The sequence below is a fragment of the Pseudohalocynthiibacter sp. F2068 genome (assembly GCF_023015645.1).
Classification (GTDB): domain Bacteria; phylum Pseudomonadota; class Alphaproteobacteria; order Rhodobacterales; family Rhodobacteraceae; genus Pseudohalocynthiibacter; species Pseudohalocynthiibacter aestuariivivens.
In genome coordinates this window covers 96,401-122,962 of the sequence record NZ_JALKAK010000005.1, presented here as the reverse complement: position 1 = coordinate 122,962, position 26,562 = coordinate 96,401, and the positions used below count along the sequence as shown (strand labels likewise).

The window sequence follows — 26,562 nt, the reverse complement described above, 5'->3', positions numbered from 1 at the left end:
TCAGGAAATCAGAACAGCATACCGCCGTCTGAATCATCCCCGGTTTCATCCTGCAAACGCTGGAAATCGGGGACGGTGACGTGACGTTTTCCTTCCAGCATGATGACGCCATCTTTCCGCAATGCCGAGATTTGACGGCTTACCGTTTCAAGCGTTAGTCCAAGGTAGTTTGCCATTGCTTCGCGCGTCAGCGGCAAATCAAAAACCCGAACGTCTGAATCCGCCGATACGTTCAGTGACGCTTCGCGTCGCGCAATAATCATCAACAGGCTGGCAATTTTTTCGCGTGCTGTTTTACGACCAAGCAACAACATCCATTCGCGCGCAGCGTCCAATTCGTCCAGCGTCATCTCGAGCAAGCGTTGCGCAATATGTGGCGTTGCCTGCATCATTTCTTCAAATGGTTTTTTGCGAAAGCAACACATCATCAGATTTGTCGTGGCGGTCACATCATAGGGCGCAACATTCCGTCCGGGGCGGCCAACAAAGTCAGAGGGTAAAAGCAACCCAACCATCTGAGTGCGCCCATCTTCCATAGTCTGCGTCAAAGCCGCAATTCCAGTAACAACAGATGCGACAAAATCCATCTGATCCCCGGACCAGACTACAGTTTGTCCAGCCTCGTAGCTTCGATAATATTTGATCTTTTCTAGCAGCTCTAGCTCGTTCGTTTCGCAACGCGCACAAACAGCGCGATGCCGTATCGGGCAATCGCTGCAGTCTTTAAAACCAATTTTAGCGTCTTGAAGGGTCATAAGCCTGGAAAATTTGATCTGTGTCAAAGAGACATCTGCCTCTTAAACATAACGCTAGGCGAATGACAGTGATTTCGCAACTCGCGCAATACGGTCTTTTTGACTCGCGCGTGCCCCGTTATACGAGCTACCCAACCGCTCCTCATTTTTCTGATGCGGTTGATGGGTCTATTTTCAAAGGGTTTCTAAACGAAATCGCTAATGAAACTGACGTCTCTCTTTACGTTCATGTGCCATTTTGTCGCCGCTTGTGCTGGTTCTGTGCCTGTCGCACACAAGGCACACAAACCGATTCTCCGGTGCGTGCCTATCTGGATGTCCTGAAACAGGAACTGGCGATTCTCAAAGCAGAGTTACCCGATAACCTGCATCTTTCGCGACTGCACTGGGGCGGTGGAACACCCACGCTGCTTGCTCCTGACATGATGACGGAATTAGCCGAAGCAATTTTTGATGTCATTCCAATGGGAAACGACGCTGAATTTTCCGTTGAGATTGACCCAAACGAGATTGACGCGCCGCGCCTAGAAGCCCTGGCTGCGGCTGGGATGAACCGAGCCTCGATTGGCGTGCAGGATTTCGACGCTGAAATCCAGCAGGTGATCGGGCGCGAACAAAGTTACGAGATCACGCGAGACGCCATTGAAGCGATACGCGGTCACGGTGTCAAAAGCCTGAACGCAGACATTCTCTATGGCTTGCCGCACCAAACCAACAGACGTATTGCGGACTCTGTACAAAAGCTGCTTTCGCTTTCACCTGACAGGGTTTCTCTTTACGGCTACGCACATGTGCCATGGATGGCAAAACGCCAACAGATGATCCCATCTGATGCGCTGCCGACCCCTGAAGAACGGCTTGCTTTATTCGAAACTGCCCGGCACTTGTTTCTGTGGGATGATTATCGGGAAATCGGGATCGATCACTTTGCAAGACCCGATGATGGCCTTGCCGTTGCCCAGACCGAAGGCAGGCTTAAGCGCAATTTCCAAGGCTACACCGATGATCGTGCAGATGTATTGATAGGCGTTGGCGCCTCATCAATTTCTCGCTTCCCGCAAGGCTATGCACAAAACGCTCCAGCGACCTCGGCGCATACTAAAGCAATTCGTGAAGGTCAGTTTTCAACGGTACGCGGCCACGTCTTTAGCGCCGATGATCGGCTTCGCAGCCGGTTGATTGAAGCTTTGATGTGTGACTTTCATATCGATACCGCAGAGATACTGGAAAACTTCGACATAACTCCAAAGCAACTAAACACGTTGTTCAACGCTGCAGCAGCAGATTTTGACGACATGGTCCGCGTTTCGAGTTCAGGCTTTACGATTTCGGAAACTGCCCGGCCTCTCACGCGAATGATCGCTCGTGCTTTTGATGCGTACGAACTGTCGAAGGCGGGGCACAGCTCTGCTGTTTAAAAAGTCAGGCGTATAACGTCCGAAGCATTCGTTTAAGTCGCGCCGTATTCTTGCGCAGCAACCTTCAGGTCAAAGGCAGCTGCCATCAATGCACGGGTATAATCGGTCTGTGGGCTATCAAATACCTGATCACGATCCCCATATTCGACAACGTCACCCTCTTTCATAACGATCACCTTGTGGCTCATCGCGCGCACGACTTTCAGATCGTGGCTGATGAACAGGTACGCCAGCCCGTACTTGCGCTGCAACTCCCTGAGGAGCCCGACAATCTGCACCTGAACAGTCATATCTAGGGCCGACGTCGGCTCATCCAGCACAACCAGCTTGGGGCGCAGGATCATAGCCCGGGCAATGGCAATGCGCTGTCTCTGGCCACCTGAAAATTCATGCGGGTATCGGTCCATCGTAGAGGGGTCCAGACCGACTTCGGTCATAATCTCGGCCACCAGTTCACGCGTATCACGGCCATCGGGCGCACCGTGAACGCTTAATCCTTCGGCAATAATTTGCATCGCGGACATGCGCGGCGAAAGTGACCCATAAGGGTCCTGAAACACGATCTGCATATAGCGCCGCAATCCGCGAAGCGCTTTGCCTTTTGTGCCGGAAATGTTGTCGCCGAAGAAAACAACCGTTCCTTCAGAACGGATCAATCGCATGATACCGAGCGCGAGCGTGGTTTTGCCCGACCCGCTCTCGCCAACGATACCAAGCGTTTCGCCCTGTCTCACGGAAATTGTGGCCGAATTTACTGCCTTGATATGACCAACCGTTCGACGCAGCAATCCGCGATGGATTGGGAACCAAATCCGCAAATTGTCAGTACGCACGATTTCTTCTGCGTCTTCGGGTACTGGGTCAGGCTCACCAGTTTGTTCCGCTCCGAGCAGCATCTGTGTGTACGGGTGCTGCGGATTGTTAAACAGCCCTTCTGTAAGGCCCTCTTCGACGATGCGGCCTTTCTGCATAACGTAAACCCGATCCGCGATCTTGCGAACAACGGCCAGATCATGCGTGATAAATAGTAGACTCATATTTTCGGCGCGTTTCAGTTCTGCAAGCAGTACAAGGATTTGCGCTTGGATGGTCACGTCCAGCGCTGTCGTCGGTTCATCTGCGATCAACAACTCCGGTCCATTTGCAAGTGCCATCGCGATCATCACGCGTTGCCTTTGCCCACCTGACAACTGGTGCGGATAAGATGTCAGTCGGGTTTCCGGGTCACGAATGCCGACTTTGATCAGCAATTCAATAATTCGTTTTCTTACAGCGTCCCCGGACAAGCCCTGATGTAACTGAATGCTTTCTGCCAATTGTTTTTCAAGCGTGTGCAGCGGGTTCAGCGATGTCATAGGTTCCTGGAAAATAAAACTGATATCATTCCCGCGAACTCTGCGCAGATCTGCCTCTGGCGCGCCAATCATCTCTGTACCTAAATATGTAACGGAACCAGTGACCCGGGCGCTGTCTGGCAGCAGCGACACGGTTGAAAGCGCCGACACGGATTTACCAGAACCGGATTCCCCCACGATCGCAACGGTCTCGCCCAGACCGACGGTGAAGGATACATCAGTAACCGCAGGAACAACCTTACCATCCTGACTGAAACCAACGCTCAGGTCTTTGACGTCCAGCACCGTCTTCATTGAAAGGTCTTTCTTGGATCAAACGCATCACGCACGCCTTCGAAAATGAAGACAAGCAAGGACAGCATTATGGCGTAGACAAAAAATGCGGTGAACCCGAGCCACGGCGCCTGCAGGTTTTGTTTTGCCTGAAGGGTCAGTTCGCCTAGCGATGGAGCGGATGAGGGCAACCCGAAACCAAGGAAGTCCAGAGTCGCGAGCATGCCTATGGTGCCCGTTATAATAAAAGGCAGCAGTGTAAGCGTTGCCACCATTGCGTTCGGCAGCATGTGACGGAACATGATAACGCGGTTTGACACACCCAGCGCCCGGGCAGCGCGCACATATTCAAAGTTTCGCGCTCGCAAAAACTCTGCCCTTACAACACCCACCAAAGCAGGCCATCCGAATAAAATGGATATCGCGACAAGTATCCAGAAACTTCGACCCAAAATAGCGAACAGGATAATGATCACATAAATCGACGGCATCGCCCCCCAAATTTCAAGCATTCGTTGAAAGATCAGATCAACCCAGCCGCCAAAGAAGCCCTGCAAAGCTCCCGCCGTGATCCCAAGGATTGAAGCAACACTGGTCACGATCAGTGTATAAAGGATCGACAAACGGAAGCCGTATATCACCCGCGACAGTACATCGCGTTTTGTATCATCGGTGCCGAGGTAATTGTTATTGTCGGGTGGTGACGGCGCAACGCCGGGAATGTCGACGATTGTAGTGTAGGAGTATGGGATCACGGGCCAGATGACCCAACCCTTTTCAATCTCTTCACCGTCGACAACGCCGTCTTTCGCGTCGTCGATAATCGCTTCCGGATCGTCCCAGCAGGTTTCAAGCCCACCAGAGACAATCAGGCATTCCACCTCGATGTCGCGGTAAACAGCCTCGGTCGGCAGATCGCCGCCAAATTCTGTTTCCGTGTAGAAATTGTGCACTGGCACAAACCACTCGCCCCGGTAGCTCACCAACAAGGGCTTCTCGTTGGCGATATATTCAGCAAACAGAGACACGCCGAACAGAATGGTGAAAATGATAAGTGACCAATAGGCGCGCTGGTTCCGCCGAAAATTACGCCAGCGACGCTGGTTAAGGGGGGAGAGCCGCGCCATCAGACGCTCCTCGATTCGAAATCAATCCTGGGATCGACAAAGACATACATCAGGTCAGACAGGATACCGACCAAAAGCCCCATAAGTCCAAAGACATAGAGCGTGCCGAACATAACCGGATAGTCGCGCGCTACAGCGGCTTCAAAGCCAAGCCGACCCAAACCATCGAGCGAGAAAAGCGTTTCGATTATCAGTGATCCACCAAAGAACACCCCTATGAAAAGCGACGGAAACCCGGCAATTACGATCAGCATCGCATTGCGAAACACGTGGCCATAAAGCACCTTGTTCTCGCTAAGCCCTTTGGCTTTGGCTGTGATGACATATTGCTTTTTGATCTCATCCAGAAACGAGTTCTTCGTGAGCAGGGTCAGGGTCGCAAAAGAAGAAATCGTCATAGCAACGACAGGCAGCGTTATGTGCCAGAGGTAGTCGAGTACTTTTCCGATCATGCTGAGATCGTCCCAATTGTCTGAAACGAGGCCTCGAAGTGGGAAAATCTTCCAATATGACCCGCCCGAAAACAGAACCAGCAGCAAGATTGCAAACAGAAAGCCCGGAATGGCGTAGGCGATGATGATGGTGCCAGACGTCCACGTATCAAACCTGCTACCATCGCGTACCGCTTTGCGAATGCCAAGCGGAATAGAAATGAGATAGGCGATCAGTGTTGACCAAAGGCCAAGTGTGATCGACACGGGCATTTTCTCGATCACCAGATCAATCACACCGACAGACCTGAAATAGCTTTCGCCAAAATCAAAGCGTAAATAGTCCCACATCATTTTAAAAAAACGTTCAAGCGGCGGTTTATCAAAACCAAACTGACGTTCAAGCTCTTCAATGAACTCCGGCGGCAAGCCACGTGCACCAAGATAGCGTTCGTCCCCTCCAACAGCGTTGGCGCCAGCGTCGGCCCCTCCAGCGATTGTTTCAAAAGCATCACCGCTGCCCTCTAGCTGAGCTAGAATTTGCTCAATCGGCCCACCTGGAACAAATTGGATCAGGGCAAAATTCACCACCATAATTCCGATAAGTGTCGGAATGATCAGCAGTAATCGCCGTAGGATATAGGCACCCATCGTCCTGCTTTCTTGTTTTTATTGAAACGCGCCGGCGGCGCGCAGCTCTTCGCCTCTTTCTGCGTTATACCACCAGAAATCCAGATGCCCCAGAGAGTATGGTGGCAATTCTTCGGGATGCTCAAACATATCGTAATAGGCGACAGTGTGGGAATCCTTAAACCATTGGGGAACCCAAAACCGTTCTGCCCGTAAAACCCGGTCCAATGCATGGATTGCGGTTTCCAGTTCTTCCTGCGTTTGCGCAGCCTCAACATGCGCGACAAGATTGTCTACTGCCTCATTCTTCAGCCCCATTGTATTGAAGACAGAGGTATCAGCCGTGGCGGAGCCAAAGTACTGGCGCAGTCCTGCCCCTGGAATATAACCAAGGGGGAACTGCGTTGTCACAAAATCGAAATCATGGGACCGTTCCCGGTTAATTGCCTGCGCATTGTCAACGCGTTCGTGCCTTGCATCGACACCCAAGCGTCGCAAATTCTCGACAAACGGATTAATCACACGATCAAAGGTTTGGCTGTCATTCAGAAATTCAATCCGAAGCATCCGGCCATTCGCGTCGCGCCGCAATCCATCGTCACCAACAATCCAACCGGCTTCATCAAGCAATGCAGAGGCTTTTCGCAAATTACCCCGATCGAACTGTCGCGTGCGCGACTCCGGCGCCAACACCGGCTCGCTATCAAGAACCCCGGGTGGAAGTAAATCAGCCAAGGGCTCTAGCAAGGCGAGCTCGGCAGTACTAGGCATGCCGGATGCGGCCAGCTCTGTGTTTTCCCAGAACGAATGAATTCGTTCGTAGAGACCGTAAAACAATGTCTCATTTGACCATTCGAAATTGAACATCAGTCCGATCGCTTCGCGAACGCGAATGTCCTGAAACTGTGGGCGGCGTAGATTAAAAACAAATGATTGCCCGGTTGCGACAGACCCATCAGGAAGTTCAACCTTTTTCACCCAACCGTTGTCGATGGCCGGAAAGTCATATCCCGTACCCCAGATTTTCGAAGAGGCCTCGTTGCGGAACGTGTAGCTCCCGCCTTTAAAACCTTCAAACGCCGCATTGTAGTCAGCGTAGTATTCGATTCGAATACGTTCAAAGTTGTTGCGCCCAACGTTTATCGCCAGATCAGCCCCCCAATAGTCAGGGTTATAGGCGTAAATCAGTGATTGGCCTTCGTCCATTTCAGCAAGGACGTACGGGCCAGACCCAAGAAACGGCTGAAGCGAACTATCTTCCAGGTTACGGTCGTTTTCTTCGAAAAATGTCTTGGAAAATATCGGCAGCCCACCAACCGTTTCCGGCAGGTCGCGCGTAGGCACACCTTCCTTGAATGTAAACTTCACCTGATGCGGGCCAAGCACCTCTGCGCGTTCAACCTGTGAACTCAGAACGGCACGGTAGCTTGGCAAACCCTGCTCAAGAATAATCTCGTAAGAGAACAGAACATCGTCGGCGGTCAGTGGTGTCCCATCGGAGAACTGCGCTTCCGGACGCATATTGAAGATAACCCATGACCTGTCTTTCGGATATTCAAGCGATTCCGCAATCAGCCCGTATGACGACCCGATCTCATCTGCCGTACCCGTCAGAAGTGACTCAAAAAAGGCGTTCGACATTGCGCCAGAGCGCCCCTTGGTGCTGTAGGGATTCATCGAATCAAATGAACCAAACGCCCAAATCGAGATTTCACCGCCCTTTGGGGCCTCAGGGTTCACATAGTCCAGATGGGAAATGTCGGGGCCGTATTTCAGCTCTCCCAAAGTCGAAATGCCGTGACTGCGGATTATTTCATTTTCAGCTTGGGCCAGCTGGCTCCAGAACAAAGCCACAAACAGAACGCTAAGAAATGTTCCAATGCCCAAAATTCTCAGATCACGCATGGCAATTTGGCAATCGGGCATAAAGTCCTCCAGTGGATGTGTTCTCAACAATCTAGTTATGAAACAACCTAGATAGCGCAGAGCAACAATCAAGTTGATATTCCGTGAACTAACAGTGATTCCAGTTCTTGGTACAAAAATGCGCAAAAAAATGGGGCCGCTTCTGAAAAGAAACAGCCCCAAAATAAAACAGAAACGCCGGATCAGTTCGTCAGCGTTTGCAGGTAAGCCACCAGATTTGCGCGGTCCTCAACTTTTCCAAGACCGTTGAATGTCATCTTGGTGCCAGGTGCATATCCTTTTGGGCTTTCGAGGAAAGCGTTAAGCTCGTCAGCTGTCCAGTTACCTTCGAGGCCGGCGACTGTTCCTGAGTACGCATAACCATCAATGGCAGCAATATCACGATCAACGATTCTGAACAGGCTTGGCCCGGTGCCATGCGCGCCCTCTTCTACAGAGTGGCAAGCTTTACATTTACCAAACACCCTTTCGCCGCGTTCTGCATCTGCAGATGCTAGCAAAGTAGCAAAATCTGGGCCTTCCTCGACTTCACCACCGTGATCGTCTCCGTCGACCTCGATTGGGTACGCCGCTGCATGTTCGTCACCATGCCCGCCGCCGATATGATAAAGCGATTCCGCCGCCCAGCCTCCAAGAAGGAAAACCAGAAAGGCGCCGCAGAAGCCGCCTACAATTTTAGTCATTGTCATAGTGTCGAACATGTCGCGTTCCATTTTGTTCGAAATTTCGGGTTATCTATCCGCTTCCCCTGCCTTTCCGCAAGGTATAGTTACCGCGACCAATCGCCCTTTATGAAAAAAAACGCCCCATACGGCACAGGAGTTGACGAAAATGACAGGACGGATCGCATTTCAGGGAGAGCCCGGCGCCTATTCCCACCAGGCTTGCCGCGAGGCGCGCCCGAATCTCGAAGCCCTTCCTTGTCGCACTTTTGAAGATGCAATCGAGGTCGTTCGGAAGGGTGAGGCCGACCTTGCGATGCTGCCGGTCGAAAACTCCACATACGGACGTGTTGCTGATATTCATCACTTGCTACCAAATTCAGGACTGCACATCGTGGACGAGGCATTTGTGCGCGTCCATATCAATTTGCTTGCCCTGCCCGGGACGCGTCTTGAGCAAATCGACTCGGCCATGAGCCACCCTGTCCTTCTGGGTCAGTGCAGAGAATTCCTTGCTGAACACGGGATCCACCGCATCACTGGTGCTGACACGGCCGGTTCTGCCAAACAAGTCGCAGCAGATGGTAACCCGGAGCACGCAGCACTTGCCTCTGAATTGGCCGGCGAAATATATGGGCTGGATGTTTTGGCCCGCCATATCGAAGACCACGGTAAAAACACCACGCGCTTTTTGCTCATGTCCCGCGAACCGAATCTGAAACGCCGCGGAGCGGACGGCATGATGACCAGTTTTGTGTTTCGTGTGCGAAACCTTCCTGCGGCGTTGTACAAAGCTATGGGTGGTTTTGCGACAAACGGGGTTAACATGACCAAGCTCGAAAGCTACATGGTTGACGGTTCGTTCTATGCAACACAGTTTTATGCAGAAATCGAGGGCCATCCTGATGACAAGAATGTCCAGCTTGCGATGGAAGAGCTTGAGTATTTCACATCAGAGGTTTCGCTGATGGGCGTTTACCCGGCAGACCCGCGTCGGCACTAATACTTTTTGTAGCGGTCTTCAACATCAATCGCGAACTTGGCGACACGAGCAACAAAGCGCCGTGTAAGGTTTCCCTTTGCAAGTTTCAGCGACTGGATGGTTAGACGACCCCCCAGCGATGTTGGCCGCATCTCTAGCGAAAAACGAAGTCGCGTGCGACTACGCGAGAGCGGTACAAGTTCTGCAACCAGATCTCCCGCGATACCGGGCGTCGCAGTGGCGACCTGCAATCCGTTTGGTGCGTCGAAATGTGTAAGCTCTGCTACAATCCGGCGAGGTTTGCCGCGAAATTCGAATCCAATATCCCAACCCTTCTCGGCACCGGGTTCGGTCAGCCTTTCCCGACGTTGAACTTCGGCACCACGGCGCAATGCCGACCGTTCAAAGCCGTCAAAATCGGAAATTGCCTGAAACACATGCTCTATTGGTGCTTCTATGTCTTCTCTTGTCGAAAACTTCATTTATCCGCTCTGCTGCCCTGTAACTCGTTTTCGCGTCAATCGAGCCGGTCTGCAAGCCAGTTTGACAAAATGAAATGCGCTATTGCACCTTTTCGGGCTGGTTTAAGAACCGGGTGATCGCCCGCAAAAGCTTTCATCATCTCTTCGCGCGATACCCACATAGCTTCCTCGATTTCGTCCAGGTCTATCACAATCGCCCGGTTTAGCGCCTCCCCCCAGCACCCAAACATGAGTGATGTTGGAAAGGGCCAGGGCTGGCTTGCCAGGTAATCTACGCGACCGACGCGTATGCCTGATTCTTCTTCGGCCTCACGCCGAACCGCAGCTTCAATGGTTTCACCCGGCTCAACGAACCCAGCCAAAAGTGAAAACATTCCCTCAGGCCAGCCGGGGCTACGCCCCATCAAAACATCATTGCCATGTGTGATCAGCATGATGACAACCGGATCTGTCCGCGGGAAATGAGAGGCGTTACACTGAGGGCAGTTACGCTGCCACCCGGCCATTGCCGGAACAGTTTTTTCACCGCATTTTGCGCAAAACTGGTGACTTTCGTGCCAGCTTAGGACCGCCTTTGCGGTTGCGATAAGCTCTGCATCGCGTGGGCCGAGCGATGACATGACACTGCGCAACTCAGTAAAGCGAAGGTCTTCGGGCAAACCCGGGAAATGTTGCTCGCTCGGGTCAAGAAAAAGCCCCAAGGTTGAGTCATCCAGTTCCTCTGGTTGCCACGCGGAAACATCAATCGAAAAACGTGGCGCGCCCCTGTCGAGCCCAAGAAAAACAGGGGCTTCGGCAGCGAGTGAGACCAGTTCGTGATCGGTAGCGACCAAACCGATGGCATTTCGTTCCGACCCGGCGATAAGGGGTTTGCCACGCCAGACGGGCAGGACGGCTGCAGTTACCTCTTGCCAAAACGCCTCGATCCGGTCTGGCTGCCCACGCAATTGCCCTAAACGATCAAGCCCTGAGCCACCAAAAGTTACCTGTTCTGCAATTTTCACTGTCGAGACCTCTTTAGCGGCCTGTCTGCCACGCCGGTTCAACAATGGCAATTGTCAGTTAGGTGATCCGCCTGGCAATACTTCTGCCTCCGGCGGGGATATTTTTGGGAAAAGAAAGTTGAGTTAACGCAACAAAAGAGTGGAGGCACCCATCATCAATCAAACGCGATGAGCTTTGGCCAGACCGAAGAATTCTCGCGCCTGAAAGCCCCGACATGCCCGATTTTCTTCAACCCAAATTCAGACGGTCGCAAAACAAGCTGTTTTTTAGAAGCCTCCGGGAACTGTTGCATCAGACGCCAGACAGCGGTTGGCGGAACGAGGTCGTCATCTGCGACTGCGACGAGTTTTACAGGGGCCTGCACGGCTTTCCAGTCAGGCAGCGGTAAACTGTAGCCAACGTCCGAGAGCGTGAAACCCGCCGTTGTGCACCACTTGCGCCATTGCCAGTAGACACCCTTTGGCAAGTCGGGGCCCATACCCAGCCAGCGTGCGGGCAAATAGCCCAGGAGTCGCACAAGCCCCGGTGCGGGCCCCCACCAGAAGGCTGCTGCAATGCCACGATACGGCCAGGGGTGGTCACGAAAATGCACCGGCCCACTCGCAACGGTTATGACTCGTGAAAGGCGTGAGGCGCCTTCGTGAAAAGGCAACATCATCCCGCCAAGTGAATGACCAATCGCCCAAACCGGTGTGTCAGGCACGAATTTCTCCAGAGCGCGCTGAGCCGCAGGTTGATCGGCCACACCCCATTCCGCCATTGTGGCCTTTGAGTTTTTCAAGTGTCCCGTGGCAGAGGCACCTGTATCGCGATAGTCATATGTCAGACAGGTGTAACCTTCTGTCGCGAGCCAACCTGCGAAGTGCCGGTAAAAACTCTGGGGTACTCCGGTCGCGCCATGAATGACGATCGCCGCTTTGGGGGACCCGGATGGTTGGTACAACCGACCAGAAAGCTTTGCACGATCTGCGCGAAAGGACACGTCTTCAACTACCGGTTCTGCCGTGGTTTGCTGCGTGCTCATCGTTGATTCCTGCGACTAGACTGATCGGTCTAATAACATCTCTAGACCAATCGGTCTAGACCGTTTATGAGACGTTGTATGAATATGTTGGAGACAGATACACGCACGCGCCTGATCAAAACAGCTGCAAGGCTCTTTCGGGAAAAGGGCTTTCACGGCACCGGGATCGCTGAAATTCTGTTGAAAAGCGAGACACCGAAAGGATCGCTGTATCATCATTTTCCGGCTGGAAAAGCCGATCTTGCGAAAGCTGCTGCAAGCTGGGCGTCGGAGGGAATGCTGGAAATCATTGATGCGGCCTTTGAAGGTGCTTCGGATTTTCAGGATGGCGCGACCACGCTTTGTTACAAACTGGCAAAGTTCTTTGACACCGCACAGGAATGGCAAAGTTGCCCGGTATCCTCGGCCTTGTTTGACGGGCCCGGGAACGAAGAGTTTCGGGACTTTGCTGACCAGATTTATACTGACTGGACCGAAAGCATAATCAGACAGGCTAGTCGCCTTGGACTTGAAACCGACGACGCAGGTAAGGCGGCAGAAACGCTATTGCTTGCAATACAGGGTGGTTGGACCATGGCGCGTGCAAAAAGATCATCAGATGTCCTGCGCCGCATCCCGAGCCTTCTTTACGGCTAAGCTTGCGAATCCGTGCAACCTGTCCTAAATAGCGGTTGAGAGGTTGGCGCGGGCGAGCGCCTCGCCAACCCGGTCAGATCCGGAAGGAAGCAGCCGCAACGAGACCCGCTTGGGTCGCTGTCCAGCCTCTCACTTACGCAACCCTGACCAAGGAGGGATTTTATGATTGCAATCGTGATGCCTCAGGCAGGGAATTGCTGATCCGGCATTTGCCCCGGCTGTCCTGCCTGTTTCACAACGCTCTTCGCGCACATTTGCTGCGGAAGGGTATTTTCTTGTTAAAAACTCAGGCAGAACAATGATCTATACTTTATCTGACCTAGGCTGGTCAGCCTTTTTTTCGATGCAACTTGACGTCGAAGACCTCGAATCTTTCACCCCGATGCGAATTTCAGAGGTGCAACGCGCCACTGTGACCGCGTTGTCGGAAAAAGGTGCGACAACCCTTACAACACCCCCTGATATGACAACAGCGGATCTGGCTGTTGGTGATTGGGTTCTTGCGGATTCAAACAACCGGATTGTACGTTGTCTGGAGCGAAGGACAGTTCTCGAGCGCCGCGCCGCTGGGACCGATGTTCAGAACCAGTTGATTGCCGCCAATGTTGATACGCTATTCATAACAACATCGTGCAACGATGATTTCAACGAAGCACGGTTGGAGCGGTATCTGGTTCTCGCACATGATGCGGGTATTCAGCCCGTTATGGTGCTTACCAAAGCCGACCTTGCGAGTGACCCAGATAGCTACATACGGCGCGCGCAAAGCCTGTCTGCCGATATGCCTGTCATCGCGCTTAATGCGAAAGACCCAGAAGATGTCAACCAGCTTTTTGACTGGTGGCGCAAAGGACAGACAGCGGCGTTGCTTGGCTCATCCGGGGTCGGAAAATCGACGCTGACAAACATGCTCGCAGGGGCTGATATATCGACAGCAGGTATACGGGACGATGATTCAAAAGGACGCCACACAACTACAGCAAGGTCTCTTTATCCAGTGTCAAATGGAAGCTGGCTGATTGATACGCCGGGAATGCGGGCGCTTAGGCTGCACTCGGTTTCGGAAGGGATCAGTTCGGTGTTTGCCGATCTCGAAGAACTGGCGCAGAACTGCCGGTTTCGCGATTGCTCACACGGCAAAGAACCTGGGTGCGCGATACAGAAGGCGATTGCAGAAGGGGTTCTTGACGCAGCGCGGCTTCAACGTTGGCAAAAGCTGGAAGAAGAAGATGCCCGCAACGAAGAGACAATAGCAGAATCTCGCAAAAGACAACGTGATTTCAAGCGCATGACCAAACGCATTATCACTGAAAGCAAAACCCGAAAGGGGCGTTAGCGTGGCAACGGCCCGCTTTTAGGGGTGGGCCGCCCACAGGTATTGTTCCTTGGTTTCAACAGCATCCGGATTTTCGCGTCGCAAGCTGGCCAGCGCCTCTTCAGGGCTTTCACCCCGCTCAACAAGCAAACGAAGCACTGCCATTCCAGAGCGCCCGCACCCGCCTTTGCAGTGCACAAGAACCCGACCGCCTGATGCGAGGATAGCGTGCGCCTTTTTTGATGCTTCGGGCCAATTTGCTGCTGTTGCGGGTTCTGGCGCTCCAAAATCGGCAATTGGCAGATGCCGCCATTCTACATTTGCTTTAGACAGATCACTACCCAACGATTTGGCGCCAAAAAGTTCCATTTCTTTCATTTCGGTCATTGAAAGCACAAGCTGGGGTCGCCATGCCAACATCTGAGCCAAATCTGTTTGGTAGTTTCCGTTGCGTCCCGGCAAAGACGACAGCCCCAGCCAACCAGCACCTGCGCGCAATTCTGCCAATCTGAACATCAGGAGTTCCATTGTGTTTTGTCCTTTCTTAGTCGCCCTGCCGTGAAATTTTTGAGACAGATCAATCTTCCATTGGCTATAAAGCACTTCGCCACCCTAGGAATGACAAATCCTAATACCGAAGAGCGTAATTGCACGCGCAACGCTGGACCTTGGCAACGACTGCGCTTAGTCTGTTCATGGTCCACCACCCGAGAGGCAAGATGTCAGATAATCCCGATTCCGGCTATCAGGTTTTAGCGCGTAAGTACCGGCCGGAAACATTTGCCGATCTTGTCGGACAAACCGCTATGGTGCGCACTCTAAAGAACGCGTTCGAGGCAGACCGGATCGCGCAAGCTTTTATCATGACCGGAATTCGCGGAACCGGAAAAACCACAACCGCGCGCATTATTGCCAAGGGAATAAACTGCATTGGTGAAGATGGCACCGGTGGCCCAACAACAGAACCTTGCGGGAAATGCGAACATTGCGTTGCGATCATGGAAGGACGCCATGTTGATGTGATGGAAATGGACGCGGCCAGCCGCACCGGGGTCGGCGACATCCGCGAGATTATTGAGTCAGTTCATTATCGTGCAGCCAGTGCTCGCTACAAAATTTACATCATTGATGAGGTTCACATGCTGTCGACCAATGCGTTTAACGCATTGCTGAAGACGCTGGAAGAACCACCCGAACATGTGAAATTCATCTTTGCGACAACCGAGATCCGCAAAGTGCCCGTCACTGTGCTGTCGCGCTGCCAGCGGTTTGATCTGCGACGGATCGAGCCGGAAGTGACGATTGCCTTGTTGAAGAAGATTGCGGCTTCAGAGAAAGCCGGGATTACCGAAGACGCGCTCGCATTGATCACACGGGCTGCTGAGGGTTCGGCGCGCGACGCAACATCGCTGCTTGATCAGGCGATCAGCCACGGCGCGGGCGAAACAACCGCCGACCAGGTGCGTGCGATGCTTGGTCTCGCGGATCGTGGCCGCGTGCTCGACTTGTTTGACATGATTATGAAAGGTGACGCCGCCAGCGCGATGAGCGAGTTGTCAGCCCAATATGCAGACGGCGCTGACCCAATGGCCGTGCTGCGTGATCTTGCCGAAATTACGCATTGGGTTTCGGTGATAAAAATAACCCCTGAAGCAGCGGAAGACCCAACAGTTTCTCCGGACGAGCGAACACGCGGTCAGGCAATGGCAGCAGTGCTGCCGATGCGCGTCATGACCCGGATGTGGCAGATGCTGCTAAAGGCGTTGGAAGAAGTGGCAATGGCACCAAACGCGATGATGGCTGCGGAAATGGCGATTATCCGGCTTACACATGTCGCTGATTTGCCTTCACCCGAAGACCTCGTGCGCAAGCTTCAGGACGAAACGCCTCCCCCATCTGGCGGTGGCGGTGGCGGCGCACGCACTTCCGGCGGGTCCGAAAGATCACAGGCCAGTTCCCACAAAGGTGGGAACGAAGGTGCTTCGCAAACATCCGGGGTTGATGCGTCTTTCAGATCCGGCTCTGCAATGGGCAATGGTTCCGTCGTTGCGCTGGCCCAAGCGCCTGAGAATGCACTTGCGCTGTATACCCGGTTTGAGCAGGTCGTTGAGCTGATCCGCGCCAACCGGGACGTTAAATTGTTGGTTGATGTCGAAAACGGCCTGCGGCTAGTCAGCTACGCGCCTGGGCGGGTCGAGTTTGAACCGACAGCGGACGCGCCCCGCGACTTGGCCCAAAGGCTCGGCCAGCGTTTGCAAGGGTGGACAGGTGCACGCTGGGCGATCAGCGTTGTTGATAACGGCGGCGCCGCAACAATCGCCGAAACGCGTGATGCTGATGGGGAGGCCCTGAAATCAGAGGCGCGCGCGCATCCTTTGGTACAGGCGGTTCTGTCGACCTTTCCGGCCGCCCGCATTACGGAAATCAGAACTGCAAAAGATATTGAAACCGATGCCGCCGCAGTTGCCTTGCCCGAGGTCGAAGATGAATGGGACCCGTTTGAAGAAGAATGACAAAACCGAACGCGCATCCTGACGTGGGTAACAGTTTCAAGTGCGCGTCCGATTCAAAGTTAAAATTGCATGTTTGCATTGCTCTGTCACACTTGCCCATTATGCACTGTACTGCGATATGCTGCCTGAAAACGAATTTAAGATTTCGCGGAATACACGCCGCTAAGATGTAGGAGAAAAAGTATGCTTAAAGGACTAGGCCAACTCGGTGACATGGCAAAGATGATGAAGCAGGCACAAGAATTGCAGGGCAAGATGGCTGAGATGCAAGAGAACCTGAACAATATCGCCGTCACGGGTGAAAGCGGTGCGGGGCTGGTTAAAGCAACTGCAACAGCAAAAGGTGAACTTACAGCATTGGATATAGATCCCTCTATCTTCAACGCGGATGACAAAGAAGTTGTCGAAGATCTCATCCTTGCAGCCGTTAAAGACGCCCAGGTTAAAGCATCGGAGCGCGCGCAGGACGAAATGAAGCGCCTGACCGAAAGCATGGGTCTGCCTGCCGACATGAATCTGCCGTTCTGAGGCGCGCCGAGTGTCCGATGCCCCCCGCGACATTGATCATCTGATCGAACTGATGGCTAAGCTGCCGGGCCTTGGCCCGCGTTCGGCGCGCCGTGCGGTGTTACACCTGATCAAAAAGCGCGGTTTACTATTGAACCCGCTTGCGGATGCCATGCATGCGGTCGCGGTTTCAGCGCGCGAATGTTTGAATTGTGGGAACATCGGCACATCTGACCTGTGCGAAATATGCCAGTCTGAAAAACGCGCAAACGGCGAAATTTGCGTTGTTGAAGACGTTGCTGACCTCTGGGCCATGGAACGCTCACAGGTCTTCAAGGGACGTTATCACGTGCTTGGCGGAACCCTGTCAGCCCTTGATGCGGTTGGACCCGAAGATTTGCGCATTCCAAAACTTGTTGACCGGGTGATCAGCGAAGAGGTCAAAGAAGTTATCCTTGCGCTGAATGCAACGATCGACGGACAAACGACCGCCCATTACCTCGCCGAACAATTTGAAGGAAGCGACGTTCAGGTTACGTCGCTTGCGCAAGGGGTCCCGATTGGTGGTGAGCTTGACTACCTGGATGACGGAACCATTTCCGCAGCATTAAAAGCACGCAAAAGCGTTTAATCGGGTCCGCTGTCACCAATCTATTTTTTTGGTTGCTCTGTCGCGCCGCTTACATCGTTAGTGCAACCGTGCATGCACCAAATAGCCATCAACACTCTCTTCGCCCAGCGCCTTGAGCGCTTCCAGTCGATGCAGCCCTTCAATCAACACAAACCTGTCACCATCTTCGCGCAGCCGTATCGGAGTAATCTGGCCTTCTTCCAGTATGCTCTCTGCAATTTCTTCGACCTTGGCAGGATCCAAAGTTTTCATGCGCTTCACGGGCACACGAATTTTTTCGATGGGAAAGACATTCTTTTGCAACATGGCCAGCCGTCCTTTTTATGCGGTCAGTCTCTCTTACCAACTCTATCACAAGCTAATTTCTGAACAACAAAACGCGTACTTCAGAGTTCGTGTTCTATAGGAGAGTGTCCCTATTTCATTGATGCATCAACTGGGGATTTCCCTTTCAGCAACTCCGCGTGTGCGTCCACTCGTTCCTTGATGAACTTCCCAAATAACCGTACGCGATTTGTCTTCCGGGTGTCCCCATAGGTCAACATCCACAAGGTTCCGTAGAACGCAATCTCGCTCTTGGGAACCCGAACAAGAGCCATGTCCGCATCCGCAACGAAGCATGGTAAAATGGCCTTTCCTATATCTGCGCGAACGGCTGCGAGTTGGGAAAAAACGTCATTCACTTTCATAGGCGGAACGCTGGTTGGATCGCTCCCAACCAAGGCCCAGTCGGGAAGACCGTTGTCTTCCTCTTTCAAAATCCACTTGTTACAATCTCTCTCAGAGTAAGCTGACTCGTTTAACAATGCCTGAGAAATGTACACTCCGCGATACACGTCGTGTAGTCGTTGCCCTACAAGGTGCTGCGGCAGAGAGAACTGATCATAGACAAGCCGAATGGCGACATCCGCCTGTCTGCGCGTCAGGTTGACCGGTTCATATGATGATATGATCTGAAGCTCTATTTCTGGGTGTTCACGCGAAAAATCAGCCAAATCGGGCATCAATAGGTCGGCAACCAACGATGGTGGCATCGCGACCCTCAGCTTGCCTGTCAGCCGTTGATCCCTTGCAAACACACGAGATTGCAAAAGTGAGGACGACTGCTCCATCTCCTCAGCGAGTGACTGAATCTCAGCCCCGGCAGGTGTCAATTCGTACCCGGTTGGGAGTTTTTCAAACAGCCTCGCCCCTAACTGAGCTTCCATCTGCGACACCCGCCGAAGAACAGTCGAATGGTTCAGTTGCAAAGCATTTGACGCTGCCCTGACCGAGCCATGGCGCGCGACAGCTAAAAATACTCTGACATTATCCCAATTTTCCATTGGTTGATTTTTGCACCACCGCTCTGGAGTTTTCAAGAATTGTTAAGCCTACTGAGAAGTAATAATTTCAAGTTTGCAAATAGGTATCCACATTTTTGCACCGGAAAAGGAAAAAGCTATGATTGATCTATATACAGATGCAACGCCAAATGGGTTGAAAATCTCAATTGCACTCGAAGAACTGGGCCTTCCCTACAAGGTACATCAGGTTTTCTTAGGAGGCGAACAATTGGCACCCGACTTTACAGAAATGAACCCCAACCAAAAGATTCCTGTCCTGATAGACGACGGCCTGGTCGTGACAGAATCCGGTGCAATTCTGATCCACCTCGCTGAAAAATTCGGGAAGCTTCTGCCAGCCGAACCAGTCGCGCGCACGGCGACAATCGAAGCGCTTATGTTTCAGGTAGCGTCTCTTGGCCCGATGCTTGGACAGTACCTCGTGTTCGCAGCGGCATGGGGTAACGAGTTTCCTAAAGTAACCGCTCGTTACTTTAGCGAGGTTTCCAGGATTATGGGAGTGCTGAACGCTCGTCTGGCGACACGGGACTATTTGGCCGGAAACGAATTCACCATTGCCGATATCGCCGTCGCGCCCTGGATACGTCTTTGTGAAATTCATCCCGCCTGCGGGGGCTTTCCCCTAAACCAAAACCAGCATCTCAAACAGTGGTGGGACCGGGTTTCAGAACGCCCCTCCGTTCGGAGAGGGTTTTCCATCCCCGAACCTTTTCCGGTGGAAAAACAATTTGAGGGGTTCGTCAAAGCTGTCGTTGGACTAGGTGATCTTCACCCGGCAGAGTAAACTATTCGCCGCAGATGAATGAGTGGGTGCGTGAGCACCCACTCTACCTGCACTAAATCACAACAACGTCCAGCGGGGGGAAACCGTTAAAGCCGACCGAAGAATAGCTGGATGTGTACGCCCCGCAGTTGCGAATGATCACCTTATCGCCAGAACGCAGCCCCAGCGGCAGACCGATAAGCTTCTTTTCGTAAAGGACGTCAGCACTATCACAGCTTGGACCGGCTAGAATGCAGGGGCCCATATCTTCGTGGTCACGGTCCGTTACAAACTGATAGCGGATCGCTTCGTCCATTGTTTCGGCCAAGCCTGAAAATTTACCTATGTCTAGATACACCCAGCGGTGCATGTCATTGTCAGACTTGCGGGAAACCAGCAGAACCTCTGCCGCAATCATCCCTGCTTCAGCAACCATTCCACGGCCAGGTTCCGCCATGATGCGTGCAACATCGCCAAAGCGCGCGGTGACTTGAGCCATCACCTCAGCAGCATAAGCCGTTGGGTGTTGAATCGCTTCGCCGTAAAACGCCGGAAATCCGCCGCCGATATTCAACAGATCAAGCACATACCCAGCATTCTGTGCGGTGCGCCAGACGTCTGCGACCTGATCCAGTGTTGTACGCCACATTTCAGCGCGGCGGGTTTGGGAACCCACATGAAACGAGAAACCGACAGGACGAAGACCAAGGTTTGTCGCGTATGCCAACAAGCCAAGCGCCTTATCCCGTGCACAGCCAAATTTGCGGGTAAGCGGCCAGTCTGCCTCAGAAGCATCCACAATCAGACGAATGTAAACCTCTGCATCTGGTGCGTTTTCAGCAATTTTTTCAAGCTCTTCTTCGGCATCAGCCGCGAAAATGGTCAAACCGGCCTGATGCGCAAAGGCGATATCGCTTGCGCGTTTTACTGTATTTCCGAAAGAAATGTCAGATGGGGCCGCACCCAAAGAGAGACAAAGCTCAATCTCGCCACGCGACGCCGCATCGAAGTGAGATCCCTTTGCAATCAGAACTTCAAGAATTTCGCGCGCAGGGTTTGCTTTTACCGCATAGTGAATGTTGGCACGTCCCAAGCCAAGTTTCAGGGCATCATACTGCTCGGCAACTATTGAGCGATCCAGAACCAATGTCGGATGGTCAAAATGTGTAGCGCGGATAAAGGCGTTGATGTTGCGGGTATGGTCGGCAACAGCGCCGCCGACAATGTCGGTTACGATAGCGTTCATGGTCATCTCCAATAGACCCGGCCATATATGACCGCTCACTTCCAAGGGAGACGTTACCGTCGCTACGTAAACACGGGTGGAGTACGGACCACCGGCCAGAGGCGCGTGCGTTGGCGTCTATTCAGCGCGCGTTTAGAGCTGTGGTTGAGTCGTTGCAAGAACTATTTTCAACATACAGATTTATATTCAATTGCTGGGTTTGGACAGTCGTCAATCAGCCTAAAAAAAGCCCCGGAGCCAGAGCGCCGGAGCTCGATTTTTCAGTAACCGGTAAGATCAGTCTTCGTCTTCATCCGTATCATTATTGGGCAAGTTGAAGAAGGTGTCAGCGTCTGGAACAGCCTCTTCTTCTTTTTCTTCGCGGTCATCCGTCAACGAGAATGTTTCAAGACCGACTATAGAAGACGGCATGCGCGGCTCGGCTTCCGTACCCAGCGACTGTTCGGTGCTTACGAGCTTGCGACGTTCGTCATCAGACATCACTTCGCCTTCGCGTGCTTTCTTGGCATTTGCTTTTTGCACAGCGGCATCAAGTTCAGACTGTTTGCACAGCCCCAAAGCGACCGGGTCGATCGGCTGGATGTTGGAGATGTTCCAATGGGTGCGATCACGCAGCGCCTGAATGGTTGGCTTGGTCGTCCCAACCAGCTTTGAAATCTGACCATCCGTCAGTTCGGGGTGGAACTTGACCAGCCACAGAATAGACGCAGGACGATCCTGCCGTTTGCTGAGCGGCGTGTAACGTGGCCCTCGGCGTTTTTCTTCACCGACTGCTGCAGCATTAAATTTCAGGACCAGCTTGTGGTTCGGGTCTTTCTCGGCTTTTTCGATTTCTTCTGCAGTAAGTTGGTTGTTCGCAATCGGGTCAAAACCTTTGACACCCGCGGCCACGTCGCCATCGGCAATACCTTGTACTTCAAGTTCGTGAAGCTCGCAAAAGTCTGCGACCTGCTTGAATGTCAGGGTCGTGTTGTCCACCAGCCAGACGGCGGTTGCTTTTGCCATGATCGGTTTGGCCATTTACTCTCTCCTTAAACACATCTTCCCCACGCCCTTGAAGGGGCAGCCCCGGATCGGGACGGGTTCTCATTGTAGGGGAACTTGAGAGCTATATAGTGCCGAACAGCAAAAGAGGAAAGAGAAAATGCGTTGGTTGTTTGTGCTGCTCTTAACTGCGACCGTTGCAAAGGCCGAGGGTGAGCAAGCGGGTACTTTCGACTATTACATCCTTTCCCTTTCATGGTCCCCAAACTGGTGTGCGCTTGCGGGTGATGCGCGAAACGCTGACCAATGTGATGCAAGACACGACTATGGATGGATTATGCACGGTCTCTGGCCGCAATACGAAAATGGCTGGCCGAGCTTCTGCAACAGTCGTTTTCGCAACCCATCCCGCAGACAAACCCGTGCAATGACAGACATCATGGGGTCGGGCGGACTTGCATGGCACCAATGGCAGAAACATGGCCGCTGTTCGGGTTTATCCTCTGAAGATTATTACGCCGCCGCGCGCCGCGCATATCGATCTGTCACACGCCCGCCTGTTTTCCGGCGTCTTCCTAATGCAATCCGCCTGCCTGCATCTGTGGTTGAGGAAGCGTTTCTGCAATCCAACCCTGATCTGACCGCTGAGATGATTACAATTACCTGCGAGTCCGGCTACATACAGGAAGCGCGCATTTGCATGACGCTCGAAATGGAATTCCGCAAATGCGGACCCGATACCAGACGCGATTGCGCAATGGAGCGTGCGATAATGGAAATTGTGCGTTAGCAAGAAACTATATTCTAGCGCGCAGGCAAATCACATTTGTATCGGCTGCCATCCGGTAAGACGCACACGTTCTGCAAAAGACTGTCAGACCGCAATCCGTAACTCTGTATTGTATTCGTGCGATCCAATTCGTCGTAGTAGAACATACATGTCGCCAATTCATAGGTGTCCCGCCGCCACTCGGACGTAAACCATTGATCAAACGCTGCCGTTAAAGCGGCATCTGCTGTCCCATCGTTGCCGGCAATCTCCGCATAAGATTGAGCGACATCGTTATAGTGGCCAAGATGTTCCAGGGCATACCAAGGGCCTGAATACCCCAATTCTTTCATTCTCCAGATTTCATGTGCTGTGACGGCCATCGCATCGGCTTCAATAACATAGGTAAAGCGCACCTCTTCCTTCACATCAAAACGTGCCGATTGGCAAAAACCCCTTGAATACTGGTCCAAGTGACGAAGCTCGTGGGTTAAAATCACGACCGTTTCATCAAGGTTTAGAGAAAAATGCAAAGCAATCAAATTCAGTGCAGCATCGAAAAATCCGAGCTCCGGGGCCGAGCGATCTTCGATGCAGATTGCTGTTTTCTGGTCCCTTGCAAGATCTAGAAAAGGATTTCCCTCGGGATAAATGCTGTCGATGATATCCAGCACGGTTCTTAATCTGGTTTGGTCTGGCGAGACAGCGCTTGAATCAACTGTTATCAAACATTTCTCGCTGGCATTGCGATGCCAACTCGCAAGCTGTCGTTCACGCCCATCTGCCAATGAAGCACTGACAGGAAGCCAGGCAGCTAAAAAAATTAAAACTCCGAAACGCATAGCCCCCACAATCTAATTGTTATGGTTTGCAGTAAACTTTGTGGGAACTGGATAAGCAAACGTAGACTCAGAGCAATCCAAGTTGGTGCCGCCGGTTCCAGCGCCTTCGCAAGATCGAAACGGCGGCATGTAGTTTAACGTTCACCTCTATTGCTGGATAGATTCCAGATAATAAGCAATCGATAACACCCGACCACGAATAATCGTTTCAGCACCGTAAACCCCAGCATCTTCCATGACCGCATCTTTGTACTGAAGGCCCCAGATCGGCATCTCAGTACCATGACCGCGCACACCTGTACGACCGTCAATGGAATGGATTACCCTCAGCATCGGGAAAACGCCGTCATTTCCCTGCTTCAACATTGTAAGATCCGGAACTTTAATTGTCATGAATTCTGCCATTTCTCCGTCGCCTAAAGCGTTTGGTCCGTGGCAGCCAGAGCAAGACTGCATATATTCATTCATTCCACCTTCATCGGCCCCTGCGGAACCAGCCAGAGCCATTCCGGATGCTATCAGGAATGCGGTGGCGATTGGTCTAACGTTCATTACAATTCTCCCTACGAAACCGGCCATGCGACAAGCAGGCCCTAGGGGGTAAGCGCCAGATTCTCGGGCTATAGCAACCCCCCTCAGTTCAAGTCTATGGATGGAAGCGGCCCACTCATTGATAAATATCAATGTTTATGGTCGAAACAGGCAGAAAAATTTCCAATAAGAAAATATCGACAATCGAAGTGATGGCTTTATTTGGCAACTGTCGCTCGCGATCTGACCCCGGCAACCAACTGGTCTGCAAGTTTTTTAAATGTGTATGCTCTCGAATTTACAACGCCTCTGTCTAACACAGGTTTAAAGAGTCAAATTTAGGAATTTTGACACTTGTTTCAATGGGCTAGCCTTCCATCCCAAATCAGCTACCCTTCGGCGATTCTCGGCCGTCCGGATACAGTAACTGTCACGTCTGCATCCAGAAAATCATCAGCACCACTTTCACCAGTGCGCCGAATGTCGCGGTCTATGCTAATATGCAAATCTTCTGCACCAGCAGTCTTTGCCCCTTGTTTAGCAAGCTTGGTTAAATGATCTTCCGCGTAGTGCATTGCTTCAGTTTCGCTTGAGAAATCCTTTATACCGTCAGTCTGATGCACCCTGAACTGACCCTTTGAAGGGGATGTTATTGTCGCGGTTTCGCGAATGCTGATCTGGCTTACGACCGCACCCAGCGCGTTCGCGATTTCCGCATGCTCAGGCAAAATCATTGGGGCGCGAAGCCTGTCACCAACTGCGGGATAGTAAGCATGGGCAGACGCCCCCAAACCTATGACCGGAATGTTTAACCGCACATCGGTCGCGACAAGTCCACTGTGCAGAATCAGGCCTTGCTTTAGCAATTCATGCACTGCCAAATCAGCCGGGTCGCCCTTGAAAGCGGGATCTTCTGCAAATGCGGTCTCAAGCAGCAAGACTGACGTCTGCTCGGTCAACTGATCCACAATCGCCTGTGCAAGTTCTGTTGAAACAGATGCAAGCCTGTCTCCCGTGTTGGTCCGCTTGCGACCAAACAGATGCAACGCTTTTTCAGCTGCGCTTTTGTCCCAGATATCCATACGCCCCAAAACGTGGCTCGCGTCAGAAGGCGTGGCTGCCGAGATCATCACTAGACCACGTTCCACCAAACGCTTCAGGGCTGCATTCTCCATACGATTTTGCATTAAACCTGAAAGTGCGCGCGCTTCTTCCCCGATCCTCGCCAAAAGCGCCGCTTCACGTTCAGATAACCCGGCCAGTGAACGATCAGCGCGCAAGATAGGCACCACAAAGCGTCCGTCGGTTTCCATATTCACCTCAGAAGACAATTGTCGATCCAAGGTGTCGTGGACAAGGTCTGGCCAGTTTTGCGCCGTAAGGGAAACAGGAACAACCCTTTGCGGCCCAAGAAAGAGGCGACCTTTCAAACCCTTATTGTGGAGATGCAATTCTGAATCACCGCCAAGACCACTTGTGCGCATGGCCACCGCCTCAACCATCGTGCGGAAGGCCCCAACACGCGCCCCTGCGGGGTCAATCATGGGTTTGCCATCACGCAACAGCGCTACGTCTGTCGTGGTACCGCCAATATCAGACACCAGCGCATTCGGCTCTCCTGTCAACCAACTTGCACCAACAATCGATGCGGCTGGGCCTGACAAAATAGTTTCAATTGGCCGCTCGCGCGCCATGTCAGCAGAAATCAATGCACCGTCGCCACGAACAACCATAAGCGGGGCATCGACCCTCCGTGTGGCGAGTAAATTTTCCGTCGCAGAAATCAAATGGTCGATCATGCCAATCAACCGGGCATTCAGCACGGCCGTCATTGCCCGCTTTGGGCCATTTAGTTTTGAAGAAAGATGATGCGAGCAGGAGACTGGCTTGCCAGTCACATCCTTGATCAAAGCCTGCGCCGCTAGTTCATGCGCCGGGTTTCGGGTTGCAAAGGCGCTTGCCACAGCAAACCCGGAAATCTGAGTGCCGTGCTGTTTCAGCCAATCTCGCAGCGTTTCAATTTCCAGTAGGCAGACTTCGCCACCTGCATGATTATGGCCCCCGGCAAGGCGCACGACGGGATCACCCTTCAGCGACTCGGAAAGGCCCTGACGCTCCAGATCTTTTTCGTCGAATCCAATAAAAACCAGCGCCACACGGCCACCCTGCCCTTCAACAAGCGCATTGGTCGCAAGCGTCGTGGAAAGCGAAACCATAGCGATGTCACCGGGCTTTGCACCGCTTTCATCCATCACGCGTTCGATTGCCGCGCCGACGCCTTCCGCCAGATCATGACGTGTGGTCAGCGACTTGGCCTTGGCCAACACGTCACGCTCGTCACGGAGCAGAACCGCGTCTGTGTAGGTGCCGCCGGTGTCTATCCCCATCATCAACGCCATATGCGTTTCC

26 protein-coding genes and 1 other RNA gene are annotated in these 26,562 nt (G+C 52.6%); 10 read left to right on the top strand and 17 right to left on the bottom strand.

All coding sequences use genetic code 11. The features are described 5' to 3' along the window. Positions 1–8 precede the first annotated feature (8 nt). Positions 9–755 carry a transcriptional regulator FnrL gene (locus MWU63_RS08055; protein ID WP_213889448.1) on the bottom strand — a complete coding sequence of 249 codons (747 nt, stop codon included), beginning with the start codon at positions 753–755 and terminating at the stop codon, positions 9–11. A 62-nt stretch (positions 756–817) separates the two neighbouring features. On the opposite strand from MWU63_RS08055, the gene hemN reads away from it, so the two are divergent. Beyond that, on the top strand, positions 818–2,173 hold the full coding sequence (hemN, locus tag MWU63_RS08050) for an oxygen-independent coproporphyrinogen III oxidase (RefSeq protein ID WP_213889251.1): 1,356 nt from the start codon (positions 818–820) through the stop codon (positions 2,171–2,173). Positions 2,174–2,205: 32 nt separating this feature from the next. On the opposite strand, the gene MWU63_RS08045 is transcribed toward hemN, so the two are convergent. From MWU63_RS08045 to MWU63_RS08025, 5 genes are all read right to left on the bottom strand, one after another. After that, positions 2,206–3,822: an ABC transporter ATP-binding protein gene (locus tag MWU63_RS08045; RefSeq protein WP_247077511.1), complete on the bottom strand. Its 1,617-nt coding sequence runs from the start codon at positions 3,820–3,822 to the stop codon at positions 2,206–2,208. Then, the gene (locus MWU63_RS08040; RefSeq protein ID WP_213889255.1) at positions 3,819–4,928 is read right to left on the bottom strand and encodes an ABC transporter permease; all 1,110 of its coding nucleotides are present in this window, start codon (positions 4,926–4,928) and stop codon (positions 3,819–3,821) included. The genes MWU63_RS08045 and MWU63_RS08040 overlap by 4 nt, the downstream gene beginning before the upstream one ends. Then, on the bottom strand, positions 4,928–6,010 hold the full coding sequence (locus tag MWU63_RS08035) for a microcin C ABC transporter permease YejB (RefSeq protein ID WP_247077508.1): 1,083 nt from the start codon (positions 6,008–6,010) through the stop codon (positions 4,928–4,930). Before MWU63_RS08035 ends, MWU63_RS08040 begins: the two co-directional genes overlap by 1 nt. 18 nt (positions 6,011–6,028) lie before the next feature. After that, positions 6,029–7,915 (bottom strand): extracellular solute-binding protein, encoded by a 1,887-nt coding sequence (locus tag MWU63_RS08030; RefSeq protein ID WP_213889258.1) that lies wholly within the window; start codon positions 7,913–7,915, stop codon positions 6,029–6,031. Between the two features lie 182 nt (positions 7,916–8,097). Continuing rightward, complete coding sequence (locus tag MWU63_RS08025; RefSeq protein ID WP_213889260.1) at positions 8,098–8,616, bottom strand: c-type cytochrome; 519 nt, start codon at positions 8,614–8,616, stop codon at positions 8,098–8,100. Between the two features lie 130 nt (positions 8,617–8,746). On the opposite strand from MWU63_RS08025, the gene MWU63_RS08020 reads away from it, so the two are divergent. Then, on the top strand, positions 8,747–9,580 hold the full coding sequence (locus MWU63_RS08020; protein WP_213889261.1) for a prephenate dehydratase: 834 nt from the start codon (positions 8,747–8,749) through the stop codon (positions 9,578–9,580). On the opposite strand, the gene MWU63_RS08015 is transcribed toward MWU63_RS08020, so the two are convergent. The 3 genes from MWU63_RS08015 to MWU63_RS08005 form a co-directional block, all read right to left on the bottom strand. Next, on the bottom strand, positions 9,577–10,041 hold the full coding sequence (locus MWU63_RS08015) for an SRPBCC family protein (RefSeq protein ID WP_213889262.1): 465 nt from the start codon (positions 10,039–10,041) through the stop codon (positions 9,577–9,579). The two genes, MWU63_RS08020 and MWU63_RS08015, sit on opposite strands and share 4 nt — an antisense overlap. Positions 10,042–10,076: 35 nt before the next feature. Beyond that, positions 10,077–11,045, bottom strand: coding sequence for an NAD(+) diphosphatase (nudC, locus tag MWU63_RS08010; protein WP_213889263.1), 969 nt, complete (start codon positions 11,043–11,045; stop codon positions 10,077–10,079). A 155-nt stretch (positions 11,046–11,200) separates the two neighbouring features. Continuing rightward, complete coding sequence (locus MWU63_RS08005) at positions 11,201–12,070, bottom strand: alpha/beta fold hydrolase (protein ID WP_213889265.1); 870 nt, start codon at positions 12,068–12,070, stop codon at positions 11,201–11,203. A 78-nt stretch (positions 12,071–12,148) separates the two neighbouring features. On the opposite strand from MWU63_RS08005, the gene MWU63_RS08000 reads away from it, so the two are divergent. The 3 genes from MWU63_RS08000 to rsgA all read left to right on the top strand — a co-directional run bounded on the left by MWU63_RS08000 (position 12,149) and on the right by rsgA (position 14,042). Continuing rightward, on the top strand, positions 12,149–12,706 hold the full coding sequence (locus MWU63_RS08000) for a TetR/AcrR family transcriptional regulator (protein WP_213889267.1): 558 nt from the start codon (positions 12,149–12,151) through the stop codon (positions 12,704–12,706). A gap of 36 nt (positions 12,707–12,742) precedes the next feature. After that, positions 12,743–12,841, top strand: an RNA gene (gene ffs / locus MWU63_RS07995) — signal recognition particle sRNA small type. Positions 12,842–13,004: 163 nt separating this feature from the next. Then, positions 13,005–14,042, top strand: a complete 1,038-nt coding sequence (gene rsgA, locus MWU63_RS07990; RefSeq protein ID WP_213889268.1) for a ribosome small subunit-dependent GTPase A — start codon at positions 13,005–13,007, stop codon at positions 14,040–14,042. 18 nt (positions 14,043–14,060) lie between these two features. On the opposite strand, the gene MWU63_RS07985 is transcribed toward rsgA, so the two are convergent. Beyond that, the gene (locus MWU63_RS07985; RefSeq protein ID WP_246531704.1) at positions 14,061–14,549 is read right to left on the bottom strand and encodes a protein-tyrosine phosphatase family protein; all 489 of its coding nucleotides are present in this window, start codon (positions 14,547–14,549) and stop codon (positions 14,061–14,063) included. Positions 14,550–14,740: 191 nt separating this feature from the next. Here MWU63_RS07985 and MWU63_RS07980 point away from each other — a divergent pair, with 191 nt between their 5' ends. From MWU63_RS07980 to recR, 3 genes are all read left to right on the top strand, one after another. Then, positions 14,741–16,534 (top strand): DNA polymerase III subunit gamma/tau, encoded by a 1,794-nt coding sequence (locus MWU63_RS07980; RefSeq protein ID WP_247077506.1) that lies wholly within the window; start codon positions 14,741–14,743, stop codon positions 16,532–16,534. A 183-nt stretch (positions 16,535–16,717) separates the two neighbouring features. Continuing rightward, the gene (locus MWU63_RS07975; protein WP_213889270.1) at positions 16,718–17,062 is read left to right on the top strand and encodes a YbaB/EbfC family nucleoid-associated protein; all 345 of its coding nucleotides are present in this window, start codon (positions 16,718–16,720) and stop codon (positions 17,060–17,062) included. Positions 17,063–17,072: 10 nt separating this feature from the next. Next, on the top strand, positions 17,073–17,672 hold the full coding sequence (gene recR / locus MWU63_RS07970) for a recombination mediator RecR (RefSeq protein ID WP_213889271.1): 600 nt from the start codon (positions 17,073–17,075) through the stop codon (positions 17,670–17,672). A gap of 57 nt (positions 17,673–17,729) precedes the next feature. Here the strand turns inward: recR and MWU63_RS07965 are convergent, their stop codons facing one another. Both MWU63_RS07965 and MWU63_RS07960 read right to left on the bottom strand, forming a co-directional pair. Next, positions 17,730–17,978 (bottom strand): ParB N-terminal domain-containing protein, encoded by a 249-nt coding sequence (locus MWU63_RS07965; protein ID WP_213889273.1) that lies wholly within the window; start codon positions 17,976–17,978, stop codon positions 17,730–17,732. A 110-nt stretch (positions 17,979–18,088) separates the two neighbouring features. Continuing rightward, positions 18,089–18,997 carry a LysR family transcriptional regulator gene (locus MWU63_RS07960; protein ID WP_213889274.1) on the bottom strand — a complete coding sequence of 303 codons (909 nt, stop codon included), beginning with the start codon at positions 18,995–18,997 and terminating at the stop codon, positions 18,089–18,091. Positions 18,998–19,115: 118 nt separating this feature from the next. Between MWU63_RS07960 and MWU63_RS07955 the strand changes: the two genes are divergently transcribed. After that, on the top strand, positions 19,116–19,802 hold the full coding sequence (locus MWU63_RS07955) for a glutathione S-transferase family protein (protein WP_247077504.1): 687 nt from the start codon (positions 19,116–19,118) through the stop codon (positions 19,800–19,802). Positions 19,803–19,854: 52 nt separating this feature from the next. On the opposite strand, the gene MWU63_RS07950 is transcribed toward MWU63_RS07955, so the two are convergent. Both MWU63_RS07950 and MWU63_RS07945 read right to left on the bottom strand, forming a co-directional pair. Further along, the gene (locus MWU63_RS07950; RefSeq protein ID WP_247077501.1) at positions 19,855–21,027 is read right to left on the bottom strand and encodes a type III PLP-dependent enzyme; all 1,173 of its coding nucleotides are present in this window, start codon (positions 21,025–21,027) and stop codon (positions 19,855–19,857) included. A 276-nt stretch (positions 21,028–21,303) separates the two neighbouring features. Continuing rightward, the gene (locus MWU63_RS07945; protein WP_213889279.1) at positions 21,304–22,047 is read right to left on the bottom strand and encodes a cell cycle transcriptional regulator TrcR; all 744 of its coding nucleotides are present in this window, start codon (positions 22,045–22,047) and stop codon (positions 21,304–21,306) included. A 124-nt stretch (positions 22,048–22,171) separates the two neighbouring features. Here MWU63_RS07945 and MWU63_RS07940 point away from each other — a divergent pair, with 124 nt between their 5' ends. Continuing rightward, positions 22,172–22,801, top strand: coding sequence for a ribonuclease T2 (locus MWU63_RS07940; RefSeq protein WP_213889282.1), 630 nt, complete (start codon positions 22,172–22,174; stop codon positions 22,799–22,801). A 14-nt stretch (positions 22,802–22,815) separates the two neighbouring features. On the opposite strand, the gene MWU63_RS07935 is transcribed toward MWU63_RS07940, so the two are convergent. The 3 genes from MWU63_RS07935 to MWU63_RS07925 all read right to left on the bottom strand — a co-directional run bounded on the left by MWU63_RS07935 (position 22,816) and on the right by MWU63_RS07925 (position 26,552). Next, positions 22,816–23,622: a DUF6782 family putative metallopeptidase gene (locus tag MWU63_RS07935; RefSeq protein WP_213889283.1), complete on the bottom strand. Its 807-nt coding sequence runs from the start codon at positions 23,620–23,622 to the stop codon at positions 22,816–22,818. Between the two features lie 147 nt (positions 23,623–23,769). Further along, entirely contained in the window at positions 23,770–24,174 is a 405-nt protein-coding gene (locus MWU63_RS07930; RefSeq protein ID WP_213889284.1) for a cytochrome c, read from the bottom strand. 368 nt (positions 24,175–24,542) lie between these two features. Further along, positions 24,543–26,552: a hydantoinase/oxoprolinase family protein gene (locus tag MWU63_RS07925; RefSeq protein WP_213889285.1), complete on the bottom strand. Its 2,010-nt coding sequence runs from the start codon at positions 26,550–26,552 to the stop codon at positions 24,543–24,545. Positions 26,553–26,562 lie beyond the last annotated feature (10 nt).

Excerpts from the sequence above, each read along its gene's own strand:
- MWU63_RS08055 (WP_213889448.1), bottom strand. The coding sequence starts at position 755 with ATGACCCTTCAAGACGCTAAAATTGGTTTTAAAGACTGCAGCGATTGC.
- hemN (WP_213889251.1), top strand. The coding sequence starts at position 818 with ATGACAGTGATTTCGCAACTCGCGCAATACGGTCTTTTTGACTCGCGC.
- MWU63_RS08045 (WP_247077511.1), bottom strand. The coding sequence starts at position 3,822 with ATGAAGACGGTGCTGGACGTCAAAGACCTGAGCGTTGGTTTCAGTCAG.
- MWU63_RS08040 (WP_213889255.1), bottom strand. The coding sequence starts at position 4,928 with ATGGCGCGGCTCTCCCCCCTTAACCAGCGTCGCTGGCGTAATTTTCGG.
- MWU63_RS08035 (WP_247077508.1), bottom strand. The coding sequence starts at position 6,010 with ATGGGTGCCTATATCCTACGGCGATTACTGCTGATCATTCCGACACTT.
- MWU63_RS08030 (WP_213889258.1), bottom strand. The coding sequence starts at position 7,915 with ATGCCCGATTGCCAAATTGCCATGCGTGATCTGAGAATTTTGGGCATT.
- MWU63_RS08025 (WP_213889260.1), bottom strand. The coding sequence starts at position 8,616 with ATGTTCGACACTATGACAATGACTAAAATTGTAGGCGGCTTCTGCGGC.
- MWU63_RS08020 (WP_213889261.1), top strand. The coding sequence starts at position 8,747 with ATGACAGGACGGATCGCATTTCAGGGAGAGCCCGGCGCCTATTCCCAC.
- MWU63_RS08015 (WP_213889262.1), bottom strand. The coding sequence starts at position 10,041 with ATGAAGTTTTCGACAAGAGAAGACATAGAAGCACCAATAGAGCATGTG.
- MWU63_RS08005 (WP_213889265.1), bottom strand. The coding sequence starts at position 12,070 with ATGAGCACGCAGCAAACCACGGCAGAACCGGTAGTTGAAGACGTGTCC.
- MWU63_RS08000 (WP_213889267.1), top strand. The coding sequence starts at position 12,149 with ATGAATATGTTGGAGACAGATACACGCACGCGCCTGATCAAAACAGCT.
- rsgA (WP_213889268.1), top strand. The coding sequence starts at position 13,005 with ATGATCTATACTTTATCTGACCTAGGCTGGTCAGCCTTTTTTTCGATG.
- MWU63_RS07985 (WP_246531704.1), bottom strand. The coding sequence starts at position 14,549 with ATGGAACTCCTGATGTTCAGATTGGCAGAATTGCGCGCAGGTGCTGGT.
- MWU63_RS07980 (WP_247077506.1), top strand. The coding sequence starts at position 14,741 with ATGTCAGATAATCCCGATTCCGGCTATCAGGTTTTAGCGCGTAAGTAC.
- MWU63_RS07975 (WP_213889270.1), top strand. The coding sequence starts at position 16,718 with ATGCTTAAAGGACTAGGCCAACTCGGTGACATGGCAAAGATGATGAAG.
- MWU63_RS07965 (WP_213889273.1), bottom strand. The coding sequence starts at position 17,978 with ATGTTGCAAAAGAATGTCTTTCCCATCGAAAAAATTCGTGTGCCCGTG.
- MWU63_RS07960 (WP_213889274.1), bottom strand. The coding sequence starts at position 18,997 with ATGGAAAATTGGGATAATGTCAGAGTATTTTTAGCTGTCGCGCGCCAT.
- MWU63_RS07955 (WP_247077504.1), top strand. The coding sequence starts at position 19,116 with ATGATTGATCTATATACAGATGCAACGCCAAATGGGTTGAAAATCTCA.
- MWU63_RS07950 (WP_247077501.1), bottom strand. The coding sequence starts at position 21,027 with ATGAACGCTATCGTAACCGACATTGTCGGCGGCGCTGTTGCCGACCAT.
- MWU63_RS07945 (WP_213889279.1), bottom strand. The coding sequence starts at position 22,047 with ATGGCCAAACCGATCATGGCAAAAGCAACCGCCGTCTGGCTGGTGGAC.
- MWU63_RS07940 (WP_213889282.1), top strand. The coding sequence starts at position 22,172 with ATGCGTTGGTTGTTTGTGCTGCTCTTAACTGCGACCGTTGCAAAGGCC.
- MWU63_RS07935 (WP_213889283.1), bottom strand. The coding sequence starts at position 23,622 with ATGCGTTTCGGAGTTTTAATTTTTTTAGCTGCCTGGCTTCCTGTCAGT.
- MWU63_RS07930 (WP_213889284.1), bottom strand. The coding sequence starts at position 24,174 with ATGAACGTTAGACCAATCGCCACCGCATTCCTGATAGCATCCGGAATG.
- MWU63_RS07925 (WP_213889285.1), bottom strand. The coding sequence starts at position 26,552 with ATGGCGTTGATGATGGGGATAGACACCGGCGGCACCTACACAGACGCG.